This is a genomic window from Gloeomargarita sp. SRBZ-1_bins_9 (genome assembly GCA_039794565.1).
Classification (GTDB): domain Bacteria; phylum Cyanobacteriota; class Cyanobacteriia; order Gloeomargaritales; family Gloeomargaritaceae; genus Gloeomargarita.
This window is the reverse complement of record JAUQVX010000008.1, coordinates 20,508-39,934: the sequence shown is the minus strand read 5'-3', so window position 1 is coordinate 39,934 and position 19,427 is coordinate 20,508. Positions and strand designations below refer to the sequence as shown.

Below are 19,427 nucleotides of genomic sequence, written 5' to 3'. Positions count from 1 at the left end.
GGCCTACTTTTTGAACATCTGCAACATGCGGTCCGTCACCAGAAAGCCCCCCACCACATTGACCGTGGCTAGGGCAATGGCCAACACCCCCAGGGCCTGACTCAGGACGTCATCCCCATGACCCGCCAACAAAATCGCCCCCACCACCGCAATGCCCGAAATGGCATTCGACCCTGACATCAAGGGGGTATGCAATGTCGGCGGCACCTTGTTGATCACCTCAAACCCGGCAAACGCCGCCAGGACAAACACAAACACTGCCGAAACCAGGGGGGAAACCATCGTTGTCAATGGGCATTGCACCTATGGGCTGCCTGCTACTATCGCACAACCGCTTCGGTTGGGGACAAAACCACAGAAATTTTTTGGGATCAGGCCCTGAGGACCTGCGCTCGGTATTCGGCTTCGCTCAACAGTCGTTGGGGCCGGCGGTCGAGAAACAACCGACCCTGTAAATGGTCGTATTCGTGCTGGACGATGCGGGCCACAAAATCCGTGAATTCCTGGGTCATTTCCCGACCTTGGAGATCCAGATAACGCACCTGTATCCAGGGCGCCCGGGCCACCAACCCCCGGCGGTTAGGAACACTCAGGCAGCCCTCCCAGCCCCAGACCGGTTCGCCAGCGGTGGCCGTGATCTCCGGGTTGATCATCACTAGGGGGGCCATCGTCGGCGCGGTGGGGTAACGGGGATTGGGACGAGAGGCCACCACCAGGATTTGCCAAGGCACGCCGATCTGGGGTGCAGCCAACCCGACCCCCTGGGCCTCCAGACACACCTGCACCAGTTCCTGGGCCAGGGCTTGTACCTCTGCCGCGTCCACCGCCAGTACCGGTTGCGCCGGCTGGTGCAGTAGAGGATGTCCACACTGGAGAATGGTGCGAGTCGCCATCCTGGGTTCCTTAATGATTTGTAATGGTAAGGGGGAAATCCAGGCTTTATGTTTAGTTAATGGGGGGCGACTGGAACCTAGGTCCAGGGCTGGTCCTTGTTCACATCATAAGACGGACGTTTGATTATGGGTAGTCAATTGGCGTTGGCCCTACGGGAAGGTACGAAAAAAGCCCACACCATGGCGGAGAACGTCGGCTTCGTCCGGTGTTTTCTCAAAGGGGTAGTAGAAAAACAGTCCTATCGCAAGCTGGTGGCGAATTTCTATTTTGTCTATGGGGCGCTGGAGGCGGCGATGGCCCGGCACCGGGATCACCCCGTCGTTGGCCCTATATACTTCCCGGAACTGGTGCGTCAACCGGCCCTGGAGAAGGACTTGGCTTTCTACTATGGCCCCCAGTGGCGCGAGGAAATTCAACTCTCCCCAGCCGGTCGGACCTACGTGCAGCGGATTGAGGAGGTGGCGCAAACCCAGCCAGAGCTGCTGGTGGCCCATGCCTACACCCGCTACTTGGGGGATTTGTCAGGCGGCCAGCTTTTGAAGAAAATCGCCCAAAACGCTATGAACTTGGGGGAAGAAGGGGTGGCCTTCTACCGGTTTGAGCAAATCCCTGACGAAAAAGCATTCAAAGCCCACTACCGCCGCACCTTAGACAGCCTGCCGGTGGATGCCGAGACGGTGAACGCCATCGTCCAGGAGGCGAACCATGCCTTTGGCCTGAACATGCAGATGTTCCGGGAGCTGGAGGGGAATCTCATCAAGGCGATCGGCATCATGCTGTACAACGCCCTGACGCGGGGACGACAACGGGGAAGTACGGAGGACGACCTGGCACCGGCCACCGAATGACCCGGCGTACCCTGGCGGAGATCAACGCCAAAATCCAGGAGCGGCGAGCGGTTGTCTGGACGGCGGCGGAACTCAAGGCCCGGGTCAAGGAGTGGGGAGTAAGCCGTTGCGCCCGGGAGGTGGATGTTATTACCACCGGGACCTTTGAGCCAATGGAGGCCTCAGGGGCGATTTTGAACCTGGGCCAGACGGACCCCCCCATCAAACTCCAACGCTGCTGGTTGGACGGGGTACCGGCCTACACGGGGTTTGGGGCGGTGGATGTGGTCATCGGGGCGTCTCAGCCGTCGGAGGTAGAAGGCAGCGAGCGGGGGGGCGGTCATGTCATTGCCGATTTGATTGCCGGGCGGGCGGTGACCCTCAAAGCCACGGGTTATGCCACCGACTGTTACCCCCGGGCTACCCTGGAGACCCGCATCCGCAAGGACACCATCAACCAGTTTTATCTGTATAACCCCCGCAACCTATACCAGAACTTCATCGTGGGGGTCAACGGGGGTGATCGGACGCTGTATACCTACCTGGGGCCGCTGTTACCCCAGCTGGGCAATGCCGTTTATGCCTGCGGCGGGGCGCTGTCTCCCCTGTTGAATGACCCAGATTTGCAGTGTGTGGGCATCGGCACCCGGATTTTCTTAGGGGGCGGGGTGGGATATATCGCTTGGGAAGGCACGCAGCATTTCTCCTTACAGAAGCGACTGCCCAATCGCGTGCCCATCGGCCCGGCTGCGACAGTGGCCTTGATTGGGGATGCTCGGCAGATGGACGCCCGGTGGGTGCGGGGTTGTTTCTTCAAGCACTACGGTCCATCCTTGTACCTGGGGGTGGGGGTGCCCTTTCCGGTGCTGGATGAGCAGGTCATCGCAGCCTGCGCCGTGCAGGATGAGGATATTGTGGCACCGGTGGTGGACTTTGCCATTCCCCGGCGGGTGCGGCCCACCTTTGGCCTGGTGACCTACGCCCAACTCAAATCCGGGCGCATCACCATTAATGGAACGTCGGTGCGGACGGCGCCTTTGGTGAGTCTTTCCTGGTCGTTGGAGGTGGCAGAGATTCTCAAGCACTGGATTGAGCAGGGGCAATTTACCCTCACGGAGCCGGTAGCGCCTTTGCCCCAGGATCGGACGTTTTTGCCCCAGGATGGGCTGGATTAGTCACGCAGTCAACGCGCTACCGGGAGTCCCCGGTTCATGTGGGCCTTATCGACGGTTGAGTAGAAGTACCCGTTGGGGCCGGCTGACAGGCCGCATTACACTGAAAACTATGACACCTGTATTGCAAGAACCGGTTTGGGAACGGCAGCCTCGGGAACCCAAGATCGCCTATGACGCCTTTTGTCGCTACCGGGAAATGGGGGGACAACGGCGATTGGAACTCCTGCTGCCGGCCTATGGACTACGGCGTTTACAACGTTGGTACAGTCGCTGGCAGTGGGCGGAGCGGTCGGCGGCTTGGGACCAGTATTTGGCCATGCTCTGGCAGCGGCACGTCCAGCAGCGGCAACAATATCAACAGGAGGTGTGGCGGCAACGACGGGAACAGTGGCGGGAAATGGAATGGGACTATGTGCGGGCGTTGCAACGGAAGGTGGATGCCCTGCTCAGTCTGCCGGTGACCCGCCAGCGCACCACCCACAACGGCAAGACGGTGATCATTGAACCCCTGAATTGGACTCTGGGGGACGTGACCCAACTGGTACGATTGCTGAGGGAGGTAGGACGCCAGGTGCTGGGGGAACCGCAACCACCCCTCTTTCCGCTGATGACGCTGTTAGCGGAGCGCCTATCTCCTAGCGCCTACGGTGAGTTGGTGAGGGTGCTCCGGGAATTGACCTCTCAGGAGGGGTTGGACTCTTGAAGGCAGTGGTCCAGGGCGTACCGTTGCTCCACGTTGCGCAGGAAATAGCCGCTGATCATGGCCGAGGCCAGCAACCGCCCCAAGCTCTCCCGGTCCACGGTAATCTGCACGTGGAAATGCTCCGCCGGCAGTTGCCCCAGCAAACCAATAATGTTGCGTTCCATCACCTGGCGCGCTTCCGGGCTGCTCGGGCGGGAGAGTTGCTCCACCACCTCGGGCGACAGGGATTGCACATACTCCCACAGGCCATTGGCGCGCGGTTCAGTCAAGTCGGGCATAGGCATTGCTTCGACGCTTTACTCTCCTGGTCGATGGTTTTTGTATCTACTAATCACCTTAACAAACCCCCACCGCCGGCTTCAGTGGGCAAAACCGAACCTAGAGATTGGGTTCCATTTTGTCTTTGAACACCTCTTTCAAGGCGGTACGGGCGGCCAAGTGGCTACGGGTCGAAGCCAAAATTTCCGACTCTCGGCGCAGGCGGCTGGCGGTGTCCTGCATTTCCAACAGGGCCTGCTGCTCCAGGGGCGCTCCCTGGAAATTGCTGGCCACCCAGTAGGAAAACTCCCGGGGTAGGGTAGGGTAGCGCTCCGGCAAGGTTACCTCCTGGTCGGTTAACTTGGCCGAGAGTTGCACCACATCATACAGTAGTTGGCGCACTTCATCCGCGAGGGGTTGTAAATCCTCGCTGGGGGGCTGGTCTTCGATCCACTCCACCAGGGCGACGCGAAAGGGTTTCTCCCGCACATAGCGCAGCACCTGGAACCGCTGTTGGCCCAGGGTGAGAATGAGCATCCGGTCGTCCGGCAGCCGCTCGTAGCGCAGGATTTCGGCGCAGCACCCCACCGAGACCGGGCGGCCCTCCTGGGGGTCCCACATCAGCACGCCAAAGCGCTTGTCCGTCTCCAGGATGGTGGCCATCATCATGCGATAACGGTACTCGAAGATATGCAAAGGCAGAGGACAGCCAGGAAACAAGACCACCTCTGGCAAAGGAAACACGGGCAGTTCGCGCAAACCGGACATGGGCGGCCTTTATTGCGGGGTGTTAAGCACTCTCTGACTACTGTAGCGCACCCAAAGCAGTAGAGTAGAAAAGGTAGTCAGTGGAAGGCGCTATGGAATTAACCCACCGTCCTCGGCGCTTGCGGCGCAATGGGGCTATCCGCCGGTTGGTACAGGAGACCATCCTCACCGTCAGCGATCTGATTTACCCCATGTTTGTGATGGAGGGGGAAGGGGAACCGGTGCCCATTGCCTCCATGCCCGGTCGTTTTCGCTATCCCTTGCCCCACTTACTTCAGGAAATCAAAACCATCGCCGAGCTGGGCATTCCGGGAATTGCCTTGTTTCCGGTCATTCCCGAGGCCAAAAAGGATGACCAGGGCAGCGAGAGTTTTAATCCCGATGGGCTAGTGCAACGGACCGTGCGGGCCATTAAAGCCACCATGCCGGACATCTTGGTTTTTACGGACGTGGCGCTGGACCCCTTTACCACCCATGGCCACGACGGGTTGGTGGATGACCGGGGCCGCATCCTCAACGACGAAACGGTGGCGGTGCTGGTGAAAATGGCCCTGTCCCAGGCGGCAGCCGGTGCCGATTTCGTCGCTCCTTCGGACATGATGGATGGGCGGGTGGGGGCCATCCGGCGGGCGCTGGACCAGGCAGGTTACACCGACGTAGGCATTCTGGCCTATTCTGCCAAGTACGCTTCAGCCTATTACGGTCCGTTTCGGGATGCCCTGGACTCGGCCCCCAAATTCGGCGACAAAAAGACCTACCAAATGGACCCGGCCAACGCCCGTGAGGCCCTCAAGGAAATTGACCTGGACACCGGCGAAGGGGCGGACATCGTGATGGTCAAACCGGCGCTGGCCTATCTGGATGTGATCTACCGGGTGAAACAGCATACCCACCTGCCGGTGGCCGCCTACAATGTGTCGGGGGAATACGCCATGGTGAAAGCGGCAGCCCAGCAGGGATGGATCGACGAGAAAACGGTGGTCCTAGAAACCCTGACGGCCATGAAACGGGCTGGGGCCGATATGATTCTTACTTACCACGCGCCGGAGGTGGCCCGCTGGCTGGCAGCGATGGGCTAAAGTGGGAGTGTCCGAGCAGACCAGGGCCATGAAACTCAACAGCCAAAACCTGCACCAACGGTTGGATACCCTTTACGACGCCATTGTGGCGGGGGGCGGCATGGGGGGCCTGTCGGCGGCCATTTATCTAGCCCGCTATGGGTTGAAGTGCCTGGTGATCGAAAAGGGCAAGGGCCGTTCCCTGTGGATGCAGGAGTTGCGCAACTATGTGGGCCTGGACCCCACTACCCCCGGGCGGGAAATCCTACGCCATGCCACCGATATGGCTCTCCACTGGGGAGCGGATTACCTGCGGGGATTTGTGGACGGGGTGACCGACCGGGGCGATTACTTAGAAGTGCAGGTGAAAATCGGCAAGACCAACCCCACTTCTGTCACCTTCAAGGGGCAATATCTGGTAGCGGCCACCGGCATCATGGACATCCTACCCCAACTGGAGGACATGCAAAATGTGTACGAATTTGCCGGCTATAGCCTGCACGTGTGCATGATTTGCGACGGGTTTGACATGTGGGACCAAAAGGCGATCTTGATTGCCGGTAAGGAGTCCCAAATCGAGGCGGCCTTTGTCCTGAGCTGGTTTACCCCCTACATCACCGTCCTCACCCACGGTTTGTTCCCCGTCAGCGACGAGATGAAAGCCCGCCTCAAGGCCTGCGGTTATCCCTTGATCGAAACGCCCATTGCCCGCTTTCTGGGGGAAAACCACCAATTGCAGGGGGTGGAATTTGTCGATGGCACCCGCATCGAATGCACCACCGGTCTTATCAACATGGGCGCCAAGTACTACAACCACTACCTGAAACCCATTCCCGAGCTGACCTGGGACGGGGAAAACCTAGTCACCGACGAGTTCTGCCAGACCACCCACCCCCGCATCTTTGCCGTGGGCGACCTGAAAAGGGGCCTGAATCAGGTGGCGATTGCTGTAGCCGATGGCTGCCTGGCAGCAACGAAAATCTGGCGCAACATCCGGCGCTCCCGTCCTCCCCGCGTCTGGGTGGAGCATCTCCAACCCGCCGCCAGTCCCTAAATAAAAAACCCCTAGGTCAATGCACCCAGGGGTCGTCCGAATCTAAGCCGTTGATGGCTTAATCCAAGGGCTTCATGGAGAAGACCGGCTCGGCCTTACGGTCAATGCCCTTTTCAAAACCGGCGGCAGCCGCCCGCGCCCGGCCCGCGTGCCATAGGTGGCCAATCAGCATAAAGAAGGCCAGGATGAAGTGGGACGCCGCCAACCAGGCCCGAGGCGACACATAGTTCACCGAGTTGATTTCGGTGGCCACACCGCCCACGGAGTTAATGGACCCCAGGGGCGCATGGGTCATGTATTCCGCCGCCCGCCGTTCCTGCCAGGGCTGGATGTCGTTTTTCAGCTTGTTCAGGTCCAGACCATTCGGCCCGCGCAGGGGTTCCAGCCAGGGTCCCCGGAAATCCCAGAAACGCATGGTCTCACCCCCGAAGATGATTTCCCCAGTGGGCGAGCGCATCAGGTACTTCCCGAGACCTGTTGGCCCTTGCGCCGAAGCAATGTTCGCCCCTAGCTTCTGGTCCCGAATCAAGAAGGTCAGGGCCTGGGCCTGGGACGCCTCTGCCCCCGTCGGCCCATAGAACTCACTGGGATAGACCGTGTTGTTGTACCAGACCATGAAGGAGGCGATAAAGCCCATCAAGGACAGGGCGCCCAGGCTGTAGGACAGGTAGGCCTCACCCGACCAGATCAAGGCCCGCCGCGCCCAACCAAAGGGGGTGGTCAGGATGTGCCAAATCCCGCCGGCAATGCACAGGAAGCCCACCCAGATGTGGCCACCGATCACATCCTCCATGTTGTCCACACTGGCAATCGAACCGGCGCCGCCAAAGGGGGAATTCAACACGTAGCCGAAAATCACCCGTGGGTCCAGGGTGGGGTTGGTAATCACCCGCACATCACCGCCCCCGGGCGCCCAGGTGTCGTACACGCCCCCCAGGAACATAGCCTTGACCACCAACAGCAGGGCACCCAACCCCAACAGGATCAGGTGAATCCCCAGGATGGTGGTCATCTTGTTCTTGTCGCGCCAGTCGTAACCGAAGAAGGGGAAAGACTGCTCCAGGGTGTCCGGGCCGATCAGGGCATGGTACAGGCCACCAAAGCCCAGCACCGCCGACGACACCAGGTGCAGCACCCCAGTGACAAAGTAGGGGGTGGTATCCACCACTTCTCCCCCCGGGCCGACCCCGTACCCCAACGTCGCCAGGTGAGGCAACAGGATCAATCCCTGCTCGTACATGGGCTGGTTGGGGTTAAAGTGGGCCAGTTCAAACAGGGTCATCGCCCCCGTCCAGAAGACGATCAACCCCGCATGGGCCACGTGCGCCCCCAACAGCTTACCGGAGAGTTCGATCAGCCGGGCGTTGCCAGCCCACCAGGCGTAACCGGTGGAATCCTGGTCCCGGCCACCAACCACAAAACCAGGACTATAGAGCGTTTCCACGGGGCAATACCTCCTCGGGGAACACAAAGTTTTCGTGAGGTTGGTCCATGGGCGCCATCCAAGCCCGGATGCCTTCGTTCAACAGGATGTTCTTGGTATAGAAGGTTTCAAACTCCGGGTCTTCGGCGGCCCGCAACTCCTGGGAAATGAAGTCGTAGGCCCGCAGGTTCAACGCCAGACCCACCACGCCGATGGAGGACATCCACAGACCCGTCACCGGCACAAACAGCATGAAGAAGTGCAGCCAGCGCTTGTTGCTAAAGGCAATCCCAAAAATCTGGCTCCAGAACCGGTTGGCCGTCACCATGGAGTAGGTTTCTTCCGACTGGGTCGGCTGGAAGCCCCGGAAGGTGTTAGGGGAGTCACTGTCTTGGTACAGGGTGTTTTCCACCGTCGCCCCGTGGATGGCACACAGCAGCGCACCCCCCAGCACACCGGCTACACCCATCATGTGGAAGGGGTTTAGCGTCCAGTTATGGAACCCTTGGAAGAACAGGATGAACCGGAAAATCCCCGCCACACCAAAGCTCGGGGCGAAAAACCAGCTCGATTGCCCCAGGGGGTAAATCAAAAACACCGACACGAACACCGCAATCGGCGCCGTGAAGGCAATGGCGTTATAGGGCCGCACCCCCACCAGCCGGGCAATTTCCAACTGGCGCAGGCAGAACCCGATCAACCCGAAAGCCCCATGCAGCGCCACGAAGGTCCACAGGCCACCAATTTGGCACCAGCGGGTGAAATCCCAATTGGCCTCTGGCCCCCACAAAAACAGCAAAGAATGGCCGAAAGCATCCGCTGGCGTGGACACCGCCGCCGTCAAAAAGTTGCACCCCTCCAGGTAGGACGAGGCCAACCCATGGGTGTACCAAGACGTCACAAACGTCGTGCCTGTTAACCAGCCCCCCAAAGCCAGGTAAGCACAGGGGAACAGCAACAGACCCGACCAGCCTACGAAGACAAATCGATCCCGTTTCAGCCAGTCATCGAGGACGTCAAACCATCCCCGCTCCTGGGCCCGTCCAATCGCAATGGTCATCGTCGTTCTCCCAAACCGAGATGTATAGAGACCGTCAACCGGAAGGTAAATTTCCCGCTCGTTTCCACTGTAGCCTTCTGCCGGCCACAGCGTCCCTATAAGGAAATTTACGTTTCTTCACGGTTTGTCTTAAATTATAGGGGGTAATACCGGCAAGTGGGGGTCAGTGCACTGGCCTTCCCCCCAAAAAAAACGAGGTGCCTTGCGACACCTCCCCTAAGCCGTTGCCTAACCGGGTCAGTTACAGTTCTTCCTTGACAAAACCGGCGTAGGCCTCCATGGCGTGCTCGCCCACATCCAGGCCCTTGATCTCCTCCTCCGGCGGCACCCGCAGGCCAAAGATGGCCTTGAGCACTAGCCAGGCCACCGTCGCCGTAACCACCACCCAGCCGCCGACAATGATCACCCCCAGGAACTGATGCCAGAGCTGGGTAATGCCGCCACCAAAGAACAGACCGGCCGCGGGACCGGCATCTTCACCGTAGAGTTCTCCGGTGGGACCCAGAGCAAACAAACCGACGGCCAACGTCCCCCAGGCGCCACATACCAGGTGGACGGAAATCGCCCCCACCGGGTCATCAATCTTGATCTGATCCAGGAAGGACACGGAAAACACCACAATGATCCCGGCGATCAGACCGATGATGACCGCCGAGGCCGCATTTACAAAGGCGCAACCGGCGGTGATTCCCACCAAACCGGCCAGGATACCGTTGATGGTCATGGACAAATCCGGTTTACCGAACCGCGCCCAGGAGGTGGCTGTTGCTGCCAAGCCCCCTGTAGCCGCTGCCAGGTTGGTTGTGAGACAAATATGACCAATCGCCGCCGGGTCCGCTGCCATGGTCGAACCGGGGTTAAACCCAAACCAGCCCAACCACAGGATCAAGCAACCCAACGTGGCAAACCCTAGATTGTGGCCGGGAATCGCATTCACCCCCGCTTCGCTATACTTGCCGATGCGAGGCCCCAGGAGCGCGGCCCCCATCAAAGCCGCCCAGCCCCCTACCGAGTGCACCACCGTAGAACCGGCGAAATCCCAGAACCCCAAGTCCGCTAGGAAACCGCCGCCCCAGACCCAGTGACCGCCGATGGAGTAGATAAACCCCACCAGGATGAAACTGAAAAATAGGAAGTCAATGTACTTAATGCGCTCGGCCACGGCCCCGGAAACAATCGTGGCTGCCGTCCCCGCAAAGGCCACTTGGAAAAGGAACTTAGCCGACAGGGGCACCCCCGTCCAGTTCAAGGCGCTAAATATTCCTTGGTAGTCATCCCCAGTTGCCGGACTGTTATCGGGACCAGCCAAGAAAAAGCCGTTCAGGCCCATGAACTCGTTGCCGTCGCCGAACATGAAGGCGAACCCAAAAATCCAAAACGCCAGGGTGCTAACGGCAAAGACGATTAGGTTTTTGGACAGGATGTTAACGGCATTTTTCTGGCGGCAAAAACCCGATTCCACCATGGCAAACCCGGCGTTCATAAAAATCACCAGGAAGGCGCACAGTAGCACCCAGACCGTGTCCACAGCGACTTTCAGGCTACCGGCTTGGTCTGTCAACTCCTTGAGGTCCTTTTCCACCCCGCTTAAATCAACCATCGGCGCAGCAGGGGCTGTGGGCGTCTGTGCAGCCACCATGGTTCCCCAGGCCACCACCCCTAGAATCAGGAGCGGCAAGTAGAAATACCCCAATAGGGCCAACCAACCCTGGGGAATAGAAAACTGCCTAAACCGCAACTTACGCGGACTAAGGCGAAAGCGACGAGGCTTCCAACGAACACTTGGCATGGGTCACACTCCTCTCGAAAAAAAACAACATCCGGTCTAAGCGATCAGACCCCCGTGACCGGGCGCCAGAATGGGTAATCCTCGCGCCTGGTCGCAATCTGACTGCGGAACACCGGTTCACGTCATGGCGTCATCCCTTTATTAGGGAGCAGATGGCCCCTGAGTATTTGTATCAGAAGTAACATTTTTAGTCCCACTGTTTGAGGGCGCGTTCGATTTCCCGCTTTTGCTCGCGTTCCTTGAGGGCCTGGCGCTTATCGTGTAGCTTGCGACCCCGGGCCAATCCCAGCAGCACCTTGACCCAATCCCCTTTGAAGTACATTTTCAGGGGCACCAGGGTTAGTCCTTTTTGTTCCACCTTGCCGATCAGTTTGCGCAGTTCCGCCCGGTGCATGAGCAATTTTCGGGTCCGCCGGGGGTCATGGTTAAAGTAGGCGCTGGCCGTCTCGTGGGGTGAAATATGCACATTCATTAAATACAGCTCCCCGTCCTTGAACCGGGCAAAGCCATCCCGCAAATTGACCTTACCCGCCCGTACCGACTTCACTTCCGTCCCCTTGAGTTCGATGCCGCACTCGTAGGTTTCCAGGATGTCATAGCGATGGCGGGCCTCCCGGTTTTCACTGACAACTTTCACGGCAGCCATAGCATAGGCAGATTGGAAACGCTCTAATATAGCACAGCTTTGCGGAAAACCTCAGGGAAAGGCCAGGGCTATCTAAAGCTATAGGACCAGGCTCTGGTCAGAAGCCGGGCCGTTCTACCAGCCCAAGATGGTGGGCGCCGGGGAAGGAGGGGCCGATGTTTTTGGCCAGGGGGTGCGGGTTTCCACCGCAAACGTCGCCATGGTCATGCCACCAAACCCGTACCCCACCGTACTCGTACGCAGACGCACCTGGTCCCCCTCAAACCAAATTCGTTCTCGGGAGCGCAACGTGGCGTACTCCGTGGTCAGGGTTAAGGCCCCCGTTTCGTCGAGGTCATACCAACCGGCCACTGGGCTTTTTTCCGCGTATCCCACTTCCCGTAACAGGTGTCCCGACCGTTCATCGCGGGGGATCAGCACCATCACGGTACTGCCATTTTGTTGATCCCCCTCCCGGTCCCAGCCCATCACGCCCTGCCATTCCACTCGGGAGGCACAGCCGGCTTGGGTAGGGGAACACTGGTGTTGGGCACAAACGGCCAGTACCGCCGGGTCATCCAGGGCTAGGTCTGTCACCCAGATTCGGGACTGGCCCCATTCCGTTTGTCGAAAGGCCAGGTGATGCGTCACCCGCTGGGAGTACCACAAGCCACCGTTGCGAGCAAAAAAATCCCGCGCGTTCATCCCTACCCCGTACCACCGTTAGCCCCTATTTTAGGCAATGTCCTCTTTTTCGATGTACACAAACAAAAAGGCCATTGCCACGGCCGGGAAGACAATCCCCACCAAGGGCACCAGGATAGGCGGTAAGAACGACGCTGCCATAGCCACTCCACAACGCGGACACTTGCCACTTTAGACCATCCCGTCCCTGGTGACGCCGACCATGTAATGTTTTGTGATATTTCCGGAGCAGCCGGGGCACTTTAACACAGTCTTTACGCAAAACACCTACGCTAGAAGAACGACCATTTCCGGGATGGACACGTGACCCGTGTGCCCTTTTCCCCTGATCATCTCCCGTTTCGGCGGCAGGTGCGGCATTTGGAACAAAACGTCCTGCGCATGGGGGCACTGGTCGAGCATTCGTTGCGCCTTTGTCACCAGGCATTGGTAGGACGCAATCTGGCGGCAGTGGAGGAAATTCCCTTGCTCGATCAGCAGATAGACCGGTTTTACCGGCAGATTGAGGTGGATTGCCTGCACATGATGACCGCTCCCCCGCCCTTGGCCCAGGACCTGCGGATGCTGGGGGCGTTTATGCAGTTGGTGCGGGACCTAGAGCGCATCGGTGACTATGCTGAGGATTTAGGGAGCATTGCCATCCGACTGTTTCCCTACCCGGTGCATCCTTGTATGGAGGATATTCACCAGATGTCCCACCAGACCCAGCGGATGCTGGCCACCAGTCTAGTGGCCCTGGCGGATCTGGATGCCACCGTCGGCCAGCAGGTCAAGGAAATGGACGAAATCGTTGACCACCTCTACACTAGGGTCTATCGGCAATTGGCGGAAACCTCCCTGACGGAACTAGCGGCCCAGTATTCCTCGCGGTTGGAACCCTATCTCCTCCTGGCCCTGGCCGTCCGTCACCTGGAACGCATGGCCGACCATGCCACCAACATCGGCCAACGGGTGGCTTTTATCGTTACCGGGCAACGCTAGAAAGCGGGCGATGGGACTCGAACCCACGACGTTCAGCTTGGGAAGCTGACATTCTACCACTGAATTACGCCCGCAGTGCTAGTCGATATTAGCACGTTACTTGGAAAGTTGGGGGCAAGTGATTAACACTTTGTCCACCCGGTTGCCATCCATGTCTACGATTTCAAATTCCAGACCGGCCCATTCAAAGTGCTCGGCCACCCGGGGAATGTGCCCCAAATGGTCAATGATTAGACCTGCCAGAGTGTGATAGGAGCGATTTTCGGGGAGTTCGGGGATGTTAAAGAGTTCTTGAAACTTCTCGATGCCGATGAGGCCGTCAACTAACCAGGACCCATCTTCCCGCTGAATGGCCGTCGGTTCGTCCTCGTCATCCGTGGAGGGAATTTCGCCGATAATGGCCTCCAGAATGTCTTTGAAAGTCACCAGTCCCTGGATCACACCGTATTCGTCCACCACCAGGGCCATAGGGGAACCGGACTGTTTGAGCAACTCTAGCACCTTCAGGACATGGGTATTTTCCGGGACGTACAGGGGGGGGCTGAGATGCTGCGTCAGGTCAAAAGGTTCCCCTCGCAGGGCCTGGGTCAACAAGTCCTGGGTAGATACAATTCCCACCACATGGTCCAAGTCCCCCTGGCAGACGGGAAAGCGGGAGTAGGGGTGGTTGCAAATTTCTTCCTGGTTTTTGCTGGGGGGGTCCTCCAGGTCGAGCCAGACAATATCCGGGCGCGGGGTCATCAACGCACTAATGCGCAGGTCATCTAACCGAAACACCCGTTCCACCAGGTCCTGCTCCGACTCGGCAAAGGTCCCCGCTTTGGTTCCCTGCTGCAGCAGCAGCCTGATCTCCTCCTCAGAAACCTGGGGTTCCTGCACTGGCTGAATCCCCATCAGGGTCAAAATGGCCTGCGCCGACCAACTGAGCACGGCCACCAGGGGCGCCATGAATCGGGATAATCCCGCCAGGGGTCGGGCCACCAACAAGGCAATCGGTTCGGGATAGCTCAGTCCCACTTGTTTGGGCACTAGCTCGCCAAAGACCAGGGCGATATAGGTACTACCAATGGCCACCAACAGGGTAGAAAGTACGTTGGCATAGGGCCGCATCAGGGGGATTTGGGCTAAACTGGCCTGCAGGTGACTGCCCAGGGTGGCTTCCCCAAACGCCCCAATCAAAATGCCCACCAGAGTAATCACAATCTGGATAGTTGAGAGCATGCGGGTGGGGTGGCCGGCCAGTTCCAGGACCAGTTGCGCCCGGCGGTTTCCTTCCTGGGCCCGTTGTTGCAGACGGGTTTTGCGCGCCGAGATGATCGCCAGCTCTGACATGGCAAACACACCGTTAATGAGCGTCAGAACCAGGATCAGGCCAAGCGCAGACCAACTGTTCATGTATAAAGGCTTAGGAAGCCACCCTAGTACCCCATTATGACCCCAGCCCGTACGATTTGTCTCGGTTTTCTGCTGGTGATTGGCGTGGGGATGCTGCTGCTGCTCGGCCCTTGGGCCACCCAGAGCCACCAGTGGAGCGATCCAGTAACTGCCCTGTTTACCGCTACTTCCGCCGTCTGTGTTACGGGACTGTCGGTGGTTGATATTGGTACATATTACTCACTTTTTGGACAAATTATACTGCTTTTATTAGTACAGATCGGTGGTTTGGGCTATATGACCTCCATGACCCTGTTGTTTATGGCCCTGGGGCGGCGGTTTCGCCTGAAGGATAAGTTGGCCATTCGGCACGCCCTGGACCAGAGCGGGATTGGGGGAATTCAGGGGTTGTTGCGGTTGATTCTGACGGCGACGGCGCTGATGGAAACCGTGGGGGCTTTGTTGCTGTGGTCGGTTTTTCGTCGGGAGTACGGCTGGGGTCGCGGTCTTTGGCTGGCCATTTTCCACAGCGTCAGTGCTTTTAACAATGCTGGGTTTAGTTTGTTCCCCGATAGTTTGATGCGTTACCAGCAGTCGGGGCCGGTGGTGGGGGTAGTGTCGCTGCTGATTATGCTGGGGGGAATTGGCTATCCGGTGCTGTCGGATGTATGGCACTGGTTGCGGCGGCGCAAGGCGGTGAGTCTGAATACCAAGGTGGTGGTGACAACGAGTCTGTTTTTGTGGCTGCTGGGGTGGGTGCTGTTCTGGCTGGTGGAACTGCGCAATCCGGCGACGCTGGGACAACTTCCCCTGTCTGGACAACTCTGGGCGGCCTGGTTTCAGTCGGTCACCAGCCGAACGGCGGGCTTTAACACCATTGATACGGGCAAGATGACGGTCACGGGGTTGATGATCACTATGATCCTCATGTTTATTGGGGCTAGCCCAGGGGGCACAGGGGGTGGGATTAAAACCACAACGGTGCGGGTGCTGGTGCGGGCGACGCGGGCCTTTTTGCGGGGACACGATGAGGTGATTATCTATGAGCGGGAAATTCCACCCGTGCTGATTTACAAGGCCATTGCCGTCTTGATTGGCTCCCTGGGGGTGGTGATGTTCATGGTGACCTGTTTGTCCCTGACGGAGGCCAATCAGGACCACGGATTTTTAGCCCTGTTGTTTGAGGTGGTTTCGGCCTTTGGGACGGTGGGGTTATCTACGGGCATTACTGGTCAACTCACGGTGTCGGGTAAGTTGTTTATTGTCTTGACGATGTATGTGGGCCGGATTGGGGTGCTTTTGCTGATGGCTGCCCTGGTGAGTGAACCGCGACCGATGCGCACCCATTACCCGGAGGAGACTTTTTTGGTAGGGTAGAGCTAGCGACCAGGGAAGCGCCATGCAAGCTTTCTGGCAACGTCGTCGGCAGGGGCACGGGCGACAGTTTGGTGTGATTGGCCTGGGACGGTTTGGGCGGTCAGTATGCCGCACCCTTAAAAGCATGGGCTGTGAAGTGCTAGGGGCCGATAAACGAGAAGATTTGGTCGCCGCCATTCTGGAGGAAGGCTTTGTGGACCATGCGGTGGAACTGGATACTACGGACCCTGCCGCCCTCCGGGAAGCCGGTTTTTTGGAGTTTGAAACGGTGATTGTGGCCATTGGTAATTACATCGAACAAAGTGTGATTACGACCCTGAATTTGCGGGAGGGGAATGTGCCCAATATCATTGCCAAGGCGTCGTCGGATATTCACGGGCGGTTGCTGGAAAAGGTGGGGGCGACCCGGGTGGTCTATCCGGAAAAACAAATGGGGGAACAACTGGCCCGGTCCCTGGTCCGCCCCAACATCATTGAGCGTTTGGAAGTGGACCCGGAAAACAGTATTGTGGAGGTGAAGGTGCCGCCGGCCTTTGTGGGGAAAAGCATTGTGGATTTGAAGTTGCGCAATGAGTACGGCATCAGCGTGATTGCCGTGGGTCGCCCGGGGTCGCACTTTGAAATTAATCCCAACCCGACGGCGCCCTTAGAAGAGGGGATGATGATGTGGGTCATCGGTAGTAACGATAACCTCAACCGCTTGATGGACTTGGCCCCATGAGACGGCTGGTCGGAATGGGTATCAGCCAACAATTGGTGGATTATTTGAACGTTCTAGACCCGCTCCAGCATAAATTTGGACCGCTTGAGGGCATCGGGGACGGGAATGGGGTAATCACCGGTAAAACAGGCGGAGCAAAACCGCTGGGGTGATTGACCGGCAGCGGCAAACATCCCTTCCCAGCTCAGGTAGGCCAGGGAATCCACCTCCAGGTGGGCCGCAATTTCCCTAACGGACTGGCGGGCAGCGATCAATTGGTCTTGGTTATCTGTGTCAATGCCGTAGAAACAGGGGTGGGTCACCGGCGGTGACGAAATCCGCATGTGGACTTCCCGGACCCCCGCTTCCCGCAGCGCCCGTACTAGCTTGCGACTGGTGGTTCCCCGCACGATGGAATCGTCCACTACGACCACCCGCTGGGATTGCAGGACATCCCGCAGGGGATTGAGTTTCATGCGAATGCCGGTTTCCCGCATGGTCTGGGTGGGTTGGATGAAGGTGCGCCCCACATAGCGGTTTTTAATTAACCCTTCGGCGTAGGGAATGCTGCTGGCGTGGGCATAACCAATGGCGGCGGGCACCCCCGAATCGGGCACCGGGATCACCAGGTCGGCATCCGCTGGGGCCTCTTGCGCTAGGATTTCCCCGAGTCGCCGGCGGTAGGCATAGAGACTTTGGCCTTCCATCACGCTGTCGGGGCGGGCAAAGTAGATCATTTCAAATACACATAATTTCCGTTGGGGGGGATGCCATTGACCAGAGGTCAATCCCTCCGGCGTGATCCAGACCCATTCCCCCGGCTCCACCTCCCGCAGGTAGTCTGCCCCGATGATGTCCAGGGCGCAGGTTTCTGAAGCTAACACTAAACCCCTTTCCCCCAGGGTCCCCAGCACCAAGGGCCGCACCCCATAGCTATCCCGCAATCCCAAAATCCCCGCCGGCGTCCCAATTACCACACTAAACGCCCCCTGGCACTGCTGGGCCATCTCAATGGCACCTGTTACCCAATCCGCCCCGGCGTCCACCGCCTGCGCCAGCAACTGGGCCATGATTTCCGAGTCCGTGGTGGCCTGGAGGGGATAGCGGTCAGGGGGCAGCGATTGCCGTAACTCCAGGGTGTTGATCAAATTGCCGTTGTGGGCCAGGGCCAAATCCCCCAGGCGGCTGGAAACCACCACCGGTTGGGCATTCACCACCCGACTACTGCCCGTTGTGGAATAGCGGTTGTGCCCGACTGCCCACTGCCCCGGTAACGCCCGCAGGATATCCTCCCGAAACACCTGGGACACCAGCCCCATCTGTTTGTAACAATGCACCTGCCCCCGGTCAAAGGTAGCGATACCTGCTGATTCTTGCCCCCGGTGCTGCAGCGCATACAACCCAAAATACGTCAACTTGGCGACCTCTTCCCCCGGTGCATACACCCCAAACACACCGCAGGCTTCTTCCGGCTTATCGCGCAGGTTTTCCATGGGCGTTACTGTAGTATATCTTACATTTTAACCCAATCTTAACAATAAAGCGGCTCCCCCCTTCCAGGGTATCGCTCCTTGCCGGGAATGACCACCTTTTGCTGTGGGGATGCTGGCCCTGGGGTAGGCAGCGTATAGTGGGGATCAGTCAAGGTGTGAGGTGAAGCTGGTGGGTCGCACGGGGAGCTGGCTACTGGCGGTGTTGGTGGTGGGTATCGGCTGGGGCCTGCCTGGGGATGCGGCCGTAACTATGCGGGTTTTTCTCAGGCAAACCCAGGCCCCTGTGGCTTTAGGCACCTCGACGCCGGGGCAGGTGATTGACGCCTATGGTCAGTTGGTGACCGTAACTCCACCTCTGGGACGCATCGAAGCCCAAGCGCGCCAGGGATTGGTAACCCTTGCGGGACGGCAGGCGCCGTTTTTCTGGTTGCAACCGAGCGGGGGCGGGTACGTTTACGCCGGGGATGGCTGGTACCGGGGACGGTTACTGGTGCTGGCCCGCCACGGTTTGAGTCTGATTAACTACGTGGACCTGGAGGAATATCTCTACAGCGTCGTCGGCGCGGAAATGTATGCCCACTGGCCCCCAGCCGCCTTGCAAGCCCAAGCGGTGGCCGCCCGTTCCTACGCCGTCACCAAACGCCTCCGACCGGTGGACCGGTACTACGACCTGGGCACCACCGAGCGTCACCAGGTATACAAGGGCCTGCGGTCTGAACATCCGAACACACGGGCCGCCGTGGATGCCACCCGTGGTCAAATCCTCACCTACCGGGGGGGGGTCGTCCTCACCCAGTACGCCGCCAGCGACAACATCGTCCGGGAGGTGTTTGGGGGACGGGGTATGAGTCAACAGCGGGCCTATGAACTGGCTAAACAGCAGTACAACTACCTGCAAATCCTGGCCTATTTCTATCCAGGAACCCGCCTGGGGCGTATTCAGGGGTATTAGACCACCTTTCGGCTATGATTGATAAACAAATCGTGCAATCAAAGATGGGGTAGGACCGATGGCCGCGGAAATTTTTAGTCATGCCGCCATGATTAGTGCCATGGTGTTGGTGGGGGTGGCTACGGGGTTTGTGATCATCAAACTGACGGGGGAATCCTCCGCAGGGCGCTTGTTTAAGATTACCGGCCGGGAAGAATAAAACCAGTTACCC

22 protein-coding genes and 1 tRNA gene are annotated in these 19,427 nt (G+C 58.6%); 10 read left to right on the top strand and 13 right to left on the bottom strand.

What is annotated here, in order from left to right; genetic code table 11:
• Nucleotides 1–3: 3 nt before the first annotated feature.
• Both Q6L55_08125 and def read right to left on the bottom strand, forming a co-directional pair.
• Entirely contained in the window at nucleotides 4–282 is a 279-nt protein-coding gene (locus tag Q6L55_08125; protein MEN9258677.1) for an NAD(P) transhydrogenase subunit alpha, read from the bottom strand.
• An 89-nt stretch (nucleotides 283–371) separates the two neighbouring features.
• Nucleotides 372–893, bottom strand: coding sequence for a peptide deformylase (gene def / locus Q6L55_08120; protein ID MEN9258676.1), 522 nt, complete (start codon nucleotides 891–893; stop codon nucleotides 372–374).
• Between the two features lie 126 nt (nucleotides 894–1,019).
• Between def and Q6L55_08115 the strand changes: the two genes are divergently transcribed.
• The 3 genes from Q6L55_08115 to Q6L55_08105 all read left to right on the top strand — a co-directional run bounded on the left by Q6L55_08115 (nucleotide 1,020) and on the right by Q6L55_08105 (nucleotide 3,599).
• Nucleotides 1,020–1,742: a heme oxygenase (biliverdin-producing) gene (locus Q6L55_08115; GenBank protein ID MEN9258675.1), complete on the top strand. Its 723-nt coding sequence runs from the start codon at nucleotides 1,020–1,022 to the stop codon at nucleotides 1,740–1,742.
• Nucleotides 1,739–2,896, top strand: a complete 1,158-nt coding sequence (locus tag Q6L55_08110) for a homocysteine biosynthesis protein (protein MEN9258674.1) — start codon at nucleotides 1,739–1,741, stop codon at nucleotides 2,894–2,896. Before Q6L55_08115 ends, Q6L55_08110 begins: the two co-directional genes overlap by 4 nt.
• Before the next feature lie 109 nt (nucleotides 2,897–3,005).
• Nucleotides 3,006–3,599, top strand: a complete 594-nt coding sequence (locus Q6L55_08105; protein MEN9258673.1) for a hypothetical protein — start codon at nucleotides 3,006–3,008, stop codon at nucleotides 3,597–3,599.
• On the opposite strand, the gene Q6L55_08100 is transcribed toward Q6L55_08105, so the two are convergent.
• Entirely contained in the window at nucleotides 3,578–3,877 is a 300-nt protein-coding gene (locus Q6L55_08100; protein MEN9258672.1) for a DUF760 domain-containing protein, read from the bottom strand. The genes Q6L55_08105 and Q6L55_08100 overlap by 22 nt on opposite strands.
• Nucleotides 3,878–3,977: 100 nt before the next feature.
• A complete protein-coding gene (locus tag Q6L55_08095; GenBank protein MEN9258671.1) occupies nucleotides 3,978–4,625 on the bottom strand; it encodes an LON peptidase substrate-binding domain-containing protein in 648 nt (215 codons plus the stop codon).
• A gap of 92 nt (nucleotides 4,626–4,717) precedes the next feature.
• Between Q6L55_08095 and hemB the strand changes: the two genes are divergently transcribed.
• Both hemB and Q6L55_08085 read left to right on the top strand, forming a co-directional pair.
• Nucleotides 4,718–5,704, top strand: coding sequence for a porphobilinogen synthase (gene hemB, locus Q6L55_08090; protein MEN9258670.1), 987 nt, complete (start codon nucleotides 4,718–4,720; stop codon nucleotides 5,702–5,704).
• 28 nt (nucleotides 5,705–5,732) lie between these two features.
• Entirely contained in the window at nucleotides 5,733–6,737 is a 1,005-nt protein-coding gene (locus Q6L55_08085; protein ID MEN9258669.1) for an NAD(P)/FAD-dependent oxidoreductase, read from the top strand.
• Between the two features lie 58 nt (nucleotides 6,738–6,795).
• On the opposite strand, the gene psbC is transcribed toward Q6L55_08085, so the two are convergent.
• From psbC to psaI, 6 genes are all read right to left on the bottom strand, one after another.
• Entirely contained in the window at nucleotides 6,796–8,181 is a 1,386-nt protein-coding gene (psbC, locus tag Q6L55_08080; protein MEN9258668.1) for a photosystem II reaction center protein CP43, read from the bottom strand.
• A complete protein-coding gene (gene psbD / locus Q6L55_08075) occupies nucleotides 8,165–9,220 on the bottom strand; it encodes a photosystem II D2 protein (photosystem q(a) protein) (protein ID MEN9258667.1) in 1,056 nt (351 codons plus the stop codon). The genes psbC and psbD overlap by 17 nt, the downstream gene beginning before the upstream one ends.
• Before the next feature lie 241 nt (nucleotides 9,221–9,461).
• Nucleotides 9,462–10,958, bottom strand: a complete 1,497-nt coding sequence (locus Q6L55_08070; protein ID MEN9258666.1) for an ammonium transporter — start codon at nucleotides 10,956–10,958, stop codon at nucleotides 9,462–9,464.
• Between the two features lie 238 nt (nucleotides 10,959–11,196).
• Nucleotides 11,197–11,655: an SsrA-binding protein SmpB gene (gene smpB, locus Q6L55_08065; protein MEN9258665.1), complete on the bottom strand. Its 459-nt coding sequence runs from the start codon at nucleotides 11,653–11,655 to the stop codon at nucleotides 11,197–11,199.
• A gap of 114 nt (nucleotides 11,656–11,769) precedes the next feature.
• Nucleotides 11,770–12,339 (bottom strand): phycobiliprotein lyase, encoded by a 570-nt coding sequence (locus Q6L55_08060; GenBank protein ID MEN9258664.1) that lies wholly within the window; start codon nucleotides 12,337–12,339, stop codon nucleotides 11,770–11,772.
• Between the two features lie 30 nt (nucleotides 12,340–12,369).
• On the bottom strand, nucleotides 12,370–12,480 hold the full coding sequence (gene psaI / locus Q6L55_08055; protein ID MEN9258663.1) for a photosystem I reaction center subunit VIII: 111 nt from the start codon (nucleotides 12,478–12,480) through the stop codon (nucleotides 12,370–12,372).
• Nucleotides 12,481–12,642: 162 nt separating this feature from the next.
• Between psaI and phoU the strand changes: the two genes are divergently transcribed.
• The gene (gene phoU, locus Q6L55_08050; protein MEN9258662.1) at nucleotides 12,643–13,320 is read left to right on the top strand and encodes a phosphate signaling complex protein PhoU; all 678 of its coding nucleotides are present in this window, start codon (nucleotides 12,643–12,645) and stop codon (nucleotides 13,318–13,320) included.
• A 2-nt stretch (nucleotides 13,321–13,322) separates the two neighbouring features.
• Here phoU and Q6L55_08045 read toward each other — a convergent pair.
• Together Q6L55_08045 and Q6L55_08040 are read right to left on the bottom strand one after the other, a co-directional pair.
• Nucleotides 13,323–13,394 (bottom strand) — tRNA-Gly (locus tag Q6L55_08045).
• 22 nt (nucleotides 13,395–13,416) lie between these two features.
• Entirely contained in the window at nucleotides 13,417–14,715 is a 1,299-nt protein-coding gene (locus Q6L55_08040; protein MEN9258661.1) for a hemolysin family protein, read from the bottom strand.
• A 36-nt stretch (nucleotides 14,716–14,751) separates the two neighbouring features.
• On the opposite strand from Q6L55_08040, the gene Q6L55_08035 reads away from it, so the two are divergent.
• Both Q6L55_08035 and Q6L55_08030 read left to right on the top strand, forming a co-directional pair.
• Nucleotides 14,752–16,071, top strand: coding sequence for a TrkH family potassium uptake protein (locus Q6L55_08035; GenBank protein MEN9258660.1), 1,320 nt, complete (start codon nucleotides 14,752–14,754; stop codon nucleotides 16,069–16,071).
• Nucleotides 16,072–16,093: 22 nt separating this feature from the next.
• Nucleotides 16,094–16,792 carry a TrkA family potassium uptake protein gene (locus tag Q6L55_08030; protein ID MEN9258659.1) on the top strand — a complete coding sequence of 233 codons (699 nt, stop codon included), beginning with the start codon at nucleotides 16,094–16,096 and terminating at the stop codon, nucleotides 16,790–16,792.
• A gap of 53 nt (nucleotides 16,793–16,845) precedes the next feature.
• Here Q6L55_08030 and purF read toward each other — a convergent pair whose 3' ends face one another.
• Nucleotides 16,846–18,264: an amidophosphoribosyltransferase gene (purF, locus tag Q6L55_08025; protein MEN9258658.1), complete on the bottom strand. Its 1,419-nt coding sequence runs from the start codon at nucleotides 18,262–18,264 to the stop codon at nucleotides 16,846–16,848.
• 160 nt (nucleotides 18,265–18,424) lie between these two features.
• On the opposite strand from purF, the gene Q6L55_08020 reads away from it, so the two are divergent.
• Nucleotides 18,425–19,216 carry a SpoIID/LytB domain-containing protein gene (locus Q6L55_08020; protein MEN9258657.1) on the top strand — a complete coding sequence of 264 codons (792 nt, stop codon included), beginning with the start codon at nucleotides 18,425–18,427 and terminating at the stop codon, nucleotides 19,214–19,216.
• Nucleotides 19,217–19,274: 58 nt separating this feature from the next.
• On the top strand, nucleotides 19,275–19,415 hold the full coding sequence (locus Q6L55_08015; GenBank protein MEN9258656.1) for a PetM family cytochrome b6-f complex subunit 7: 141 nt from the start codon (nucleotides 19,275–19,277) through the stop codon (nucleotides 19,413–19,415).
• The last annotated feature ends 12 nt before the right edge of the window (nucleotides 19,416–19,427 follow it).

What these genes read in the sequence shown, in the direction of transcription:
- Q6L55_08125 (MEN9258677.1), bottom strand. Translation starts at nt 282, where the DNA reads ATGGTTTCCCCCCTGGTTTCGGCAGTGTTTGTGTTTGTCCTGGCGGCG.
- def (MEN9258676.1), bottom strand. Translation starts at nt 893, where the DNA reads ATGGCGACTCGCACCATTCTCCAGTGTGGACATCCTCTACTGCACCAG.
- Q6L55_08115 (MEN9258675.1), top strand. Translation starts at nt 1,020, where the DNA reads ATGGGTAGTCAATTGGCGTTGGCCCTACGGGAAGGTACGAAAAAAGCC.
- Q6L55_08110 (MEN9258674.1), top strand. Translation starts at nt 1,739, where the DNA reads ATGACCCGGCGTACCCTGGCGGAGATCAACGCCAAAATCCAGGAGCGG.
- Q6L55_08105 (MEN9258673.1), top strand. Translation starts at nt 3,006, where the DNA reads ATGACACCTGTATTGCAAGAACCGGTTTGGGAACGGCAGCCTCGGGAA.
- Q6L55_08100 (MEN9258672.1), bottom strand. Translation starts at nt 3,877, where the DNA reads ATGCCCGACTTGACTGAACCGCGCGCCAATGGCCTGTGGGAGTATGTG.
- Q6L55_08095 (MEN9258671.1), bottom strand. Translation starts at nt 4,625, where the DNA reads ATGTCCGGTTTGCGCGAACTGCCCGTGTTTCCTTTGCCAGAGGTGGTC.
- hemB (MEN9258670.1), top strand. Translation starts at nt 4,718, where the DNA reads ATGGAATTAACCCACCGTCCTCGGCGCTTGCGGCGCAATGGGGCTATC.
- Q6L55_08085 (MEN9258669.1), top strand. Translation starts at nt 5,733, where the DNA reads ATGAAACTCAACAGCCAAAACCTGCACCAACGGTTGGATACCCTTTAC.
- psbD (MEN9258667.1), bottom strand. Translation starts at nt 9,220, where the DNA reads ATGACCATTGCGATTGGACGGGCCCAGGAGCGGGGATGGTTTGACGTC.
- smpB (MEN9258665.1), bottom strand. Translation starts at nt 11,655, where the DNA reads ATGGCTGCCGTGAAAGTTGTCAGTGAAAACCGGGAGGCCCGCCATCGC.
- Q6L55_08060 (MEN9258664.1), bottom strand. Translation starts at nt 12,339, where the DNA reads ATGAACGCGCGGGATTTTTTTGCTCGCAACGGTGGCTTGTGGTACTCC.
- psaI (MEN9258663.1), bottom strand. Translation starts at nt 12,480, where the DNA reads ATGGCAGCGTCGTTCTTACCGCCTATCCTGGTGCCCTTGGTGGGGATT.
- Q6L55_08040 (MEN9258661.1), bottom strand. Translation starts at nt 14,715, where the DNA reads ATGAACAGTTGGTCTGCGCTTGGCCTGATCCTGGTTCTGACGCTCATT.
- Q6L55_08035 (MEN9258660.1), top strand. Translation starts at nt 14,752, where the DNA reads ATGACCCCAGCCCGTACGATTTGTCTCGGTTTTCTGCTGGTGATTGGC.
- Q6L55_08030 (MEN9258659.1), top strand. Translation starts at nt 16,094, where the DNA reads ATGCAAGCTTTCTGGCAACGTCGTCGGCAGGGGCACGGGCGACAGTTT.
- purF (MEN9258658.1), bottom strand. Translation starts at nt 18,264, where the DNA reads ATGGAAAACCTGCGCGATAAGCCGGAAGAAGCCTGCGGTGTGTTTGGG.
- Q6L55_08015 (MEN9258656.1), top strand. Translation starts at nt 19,275, where the DNA reads ATGGCCGCGGAAATTTTTAGTCATGCCGCCATGATTAGTGCCATGGTG.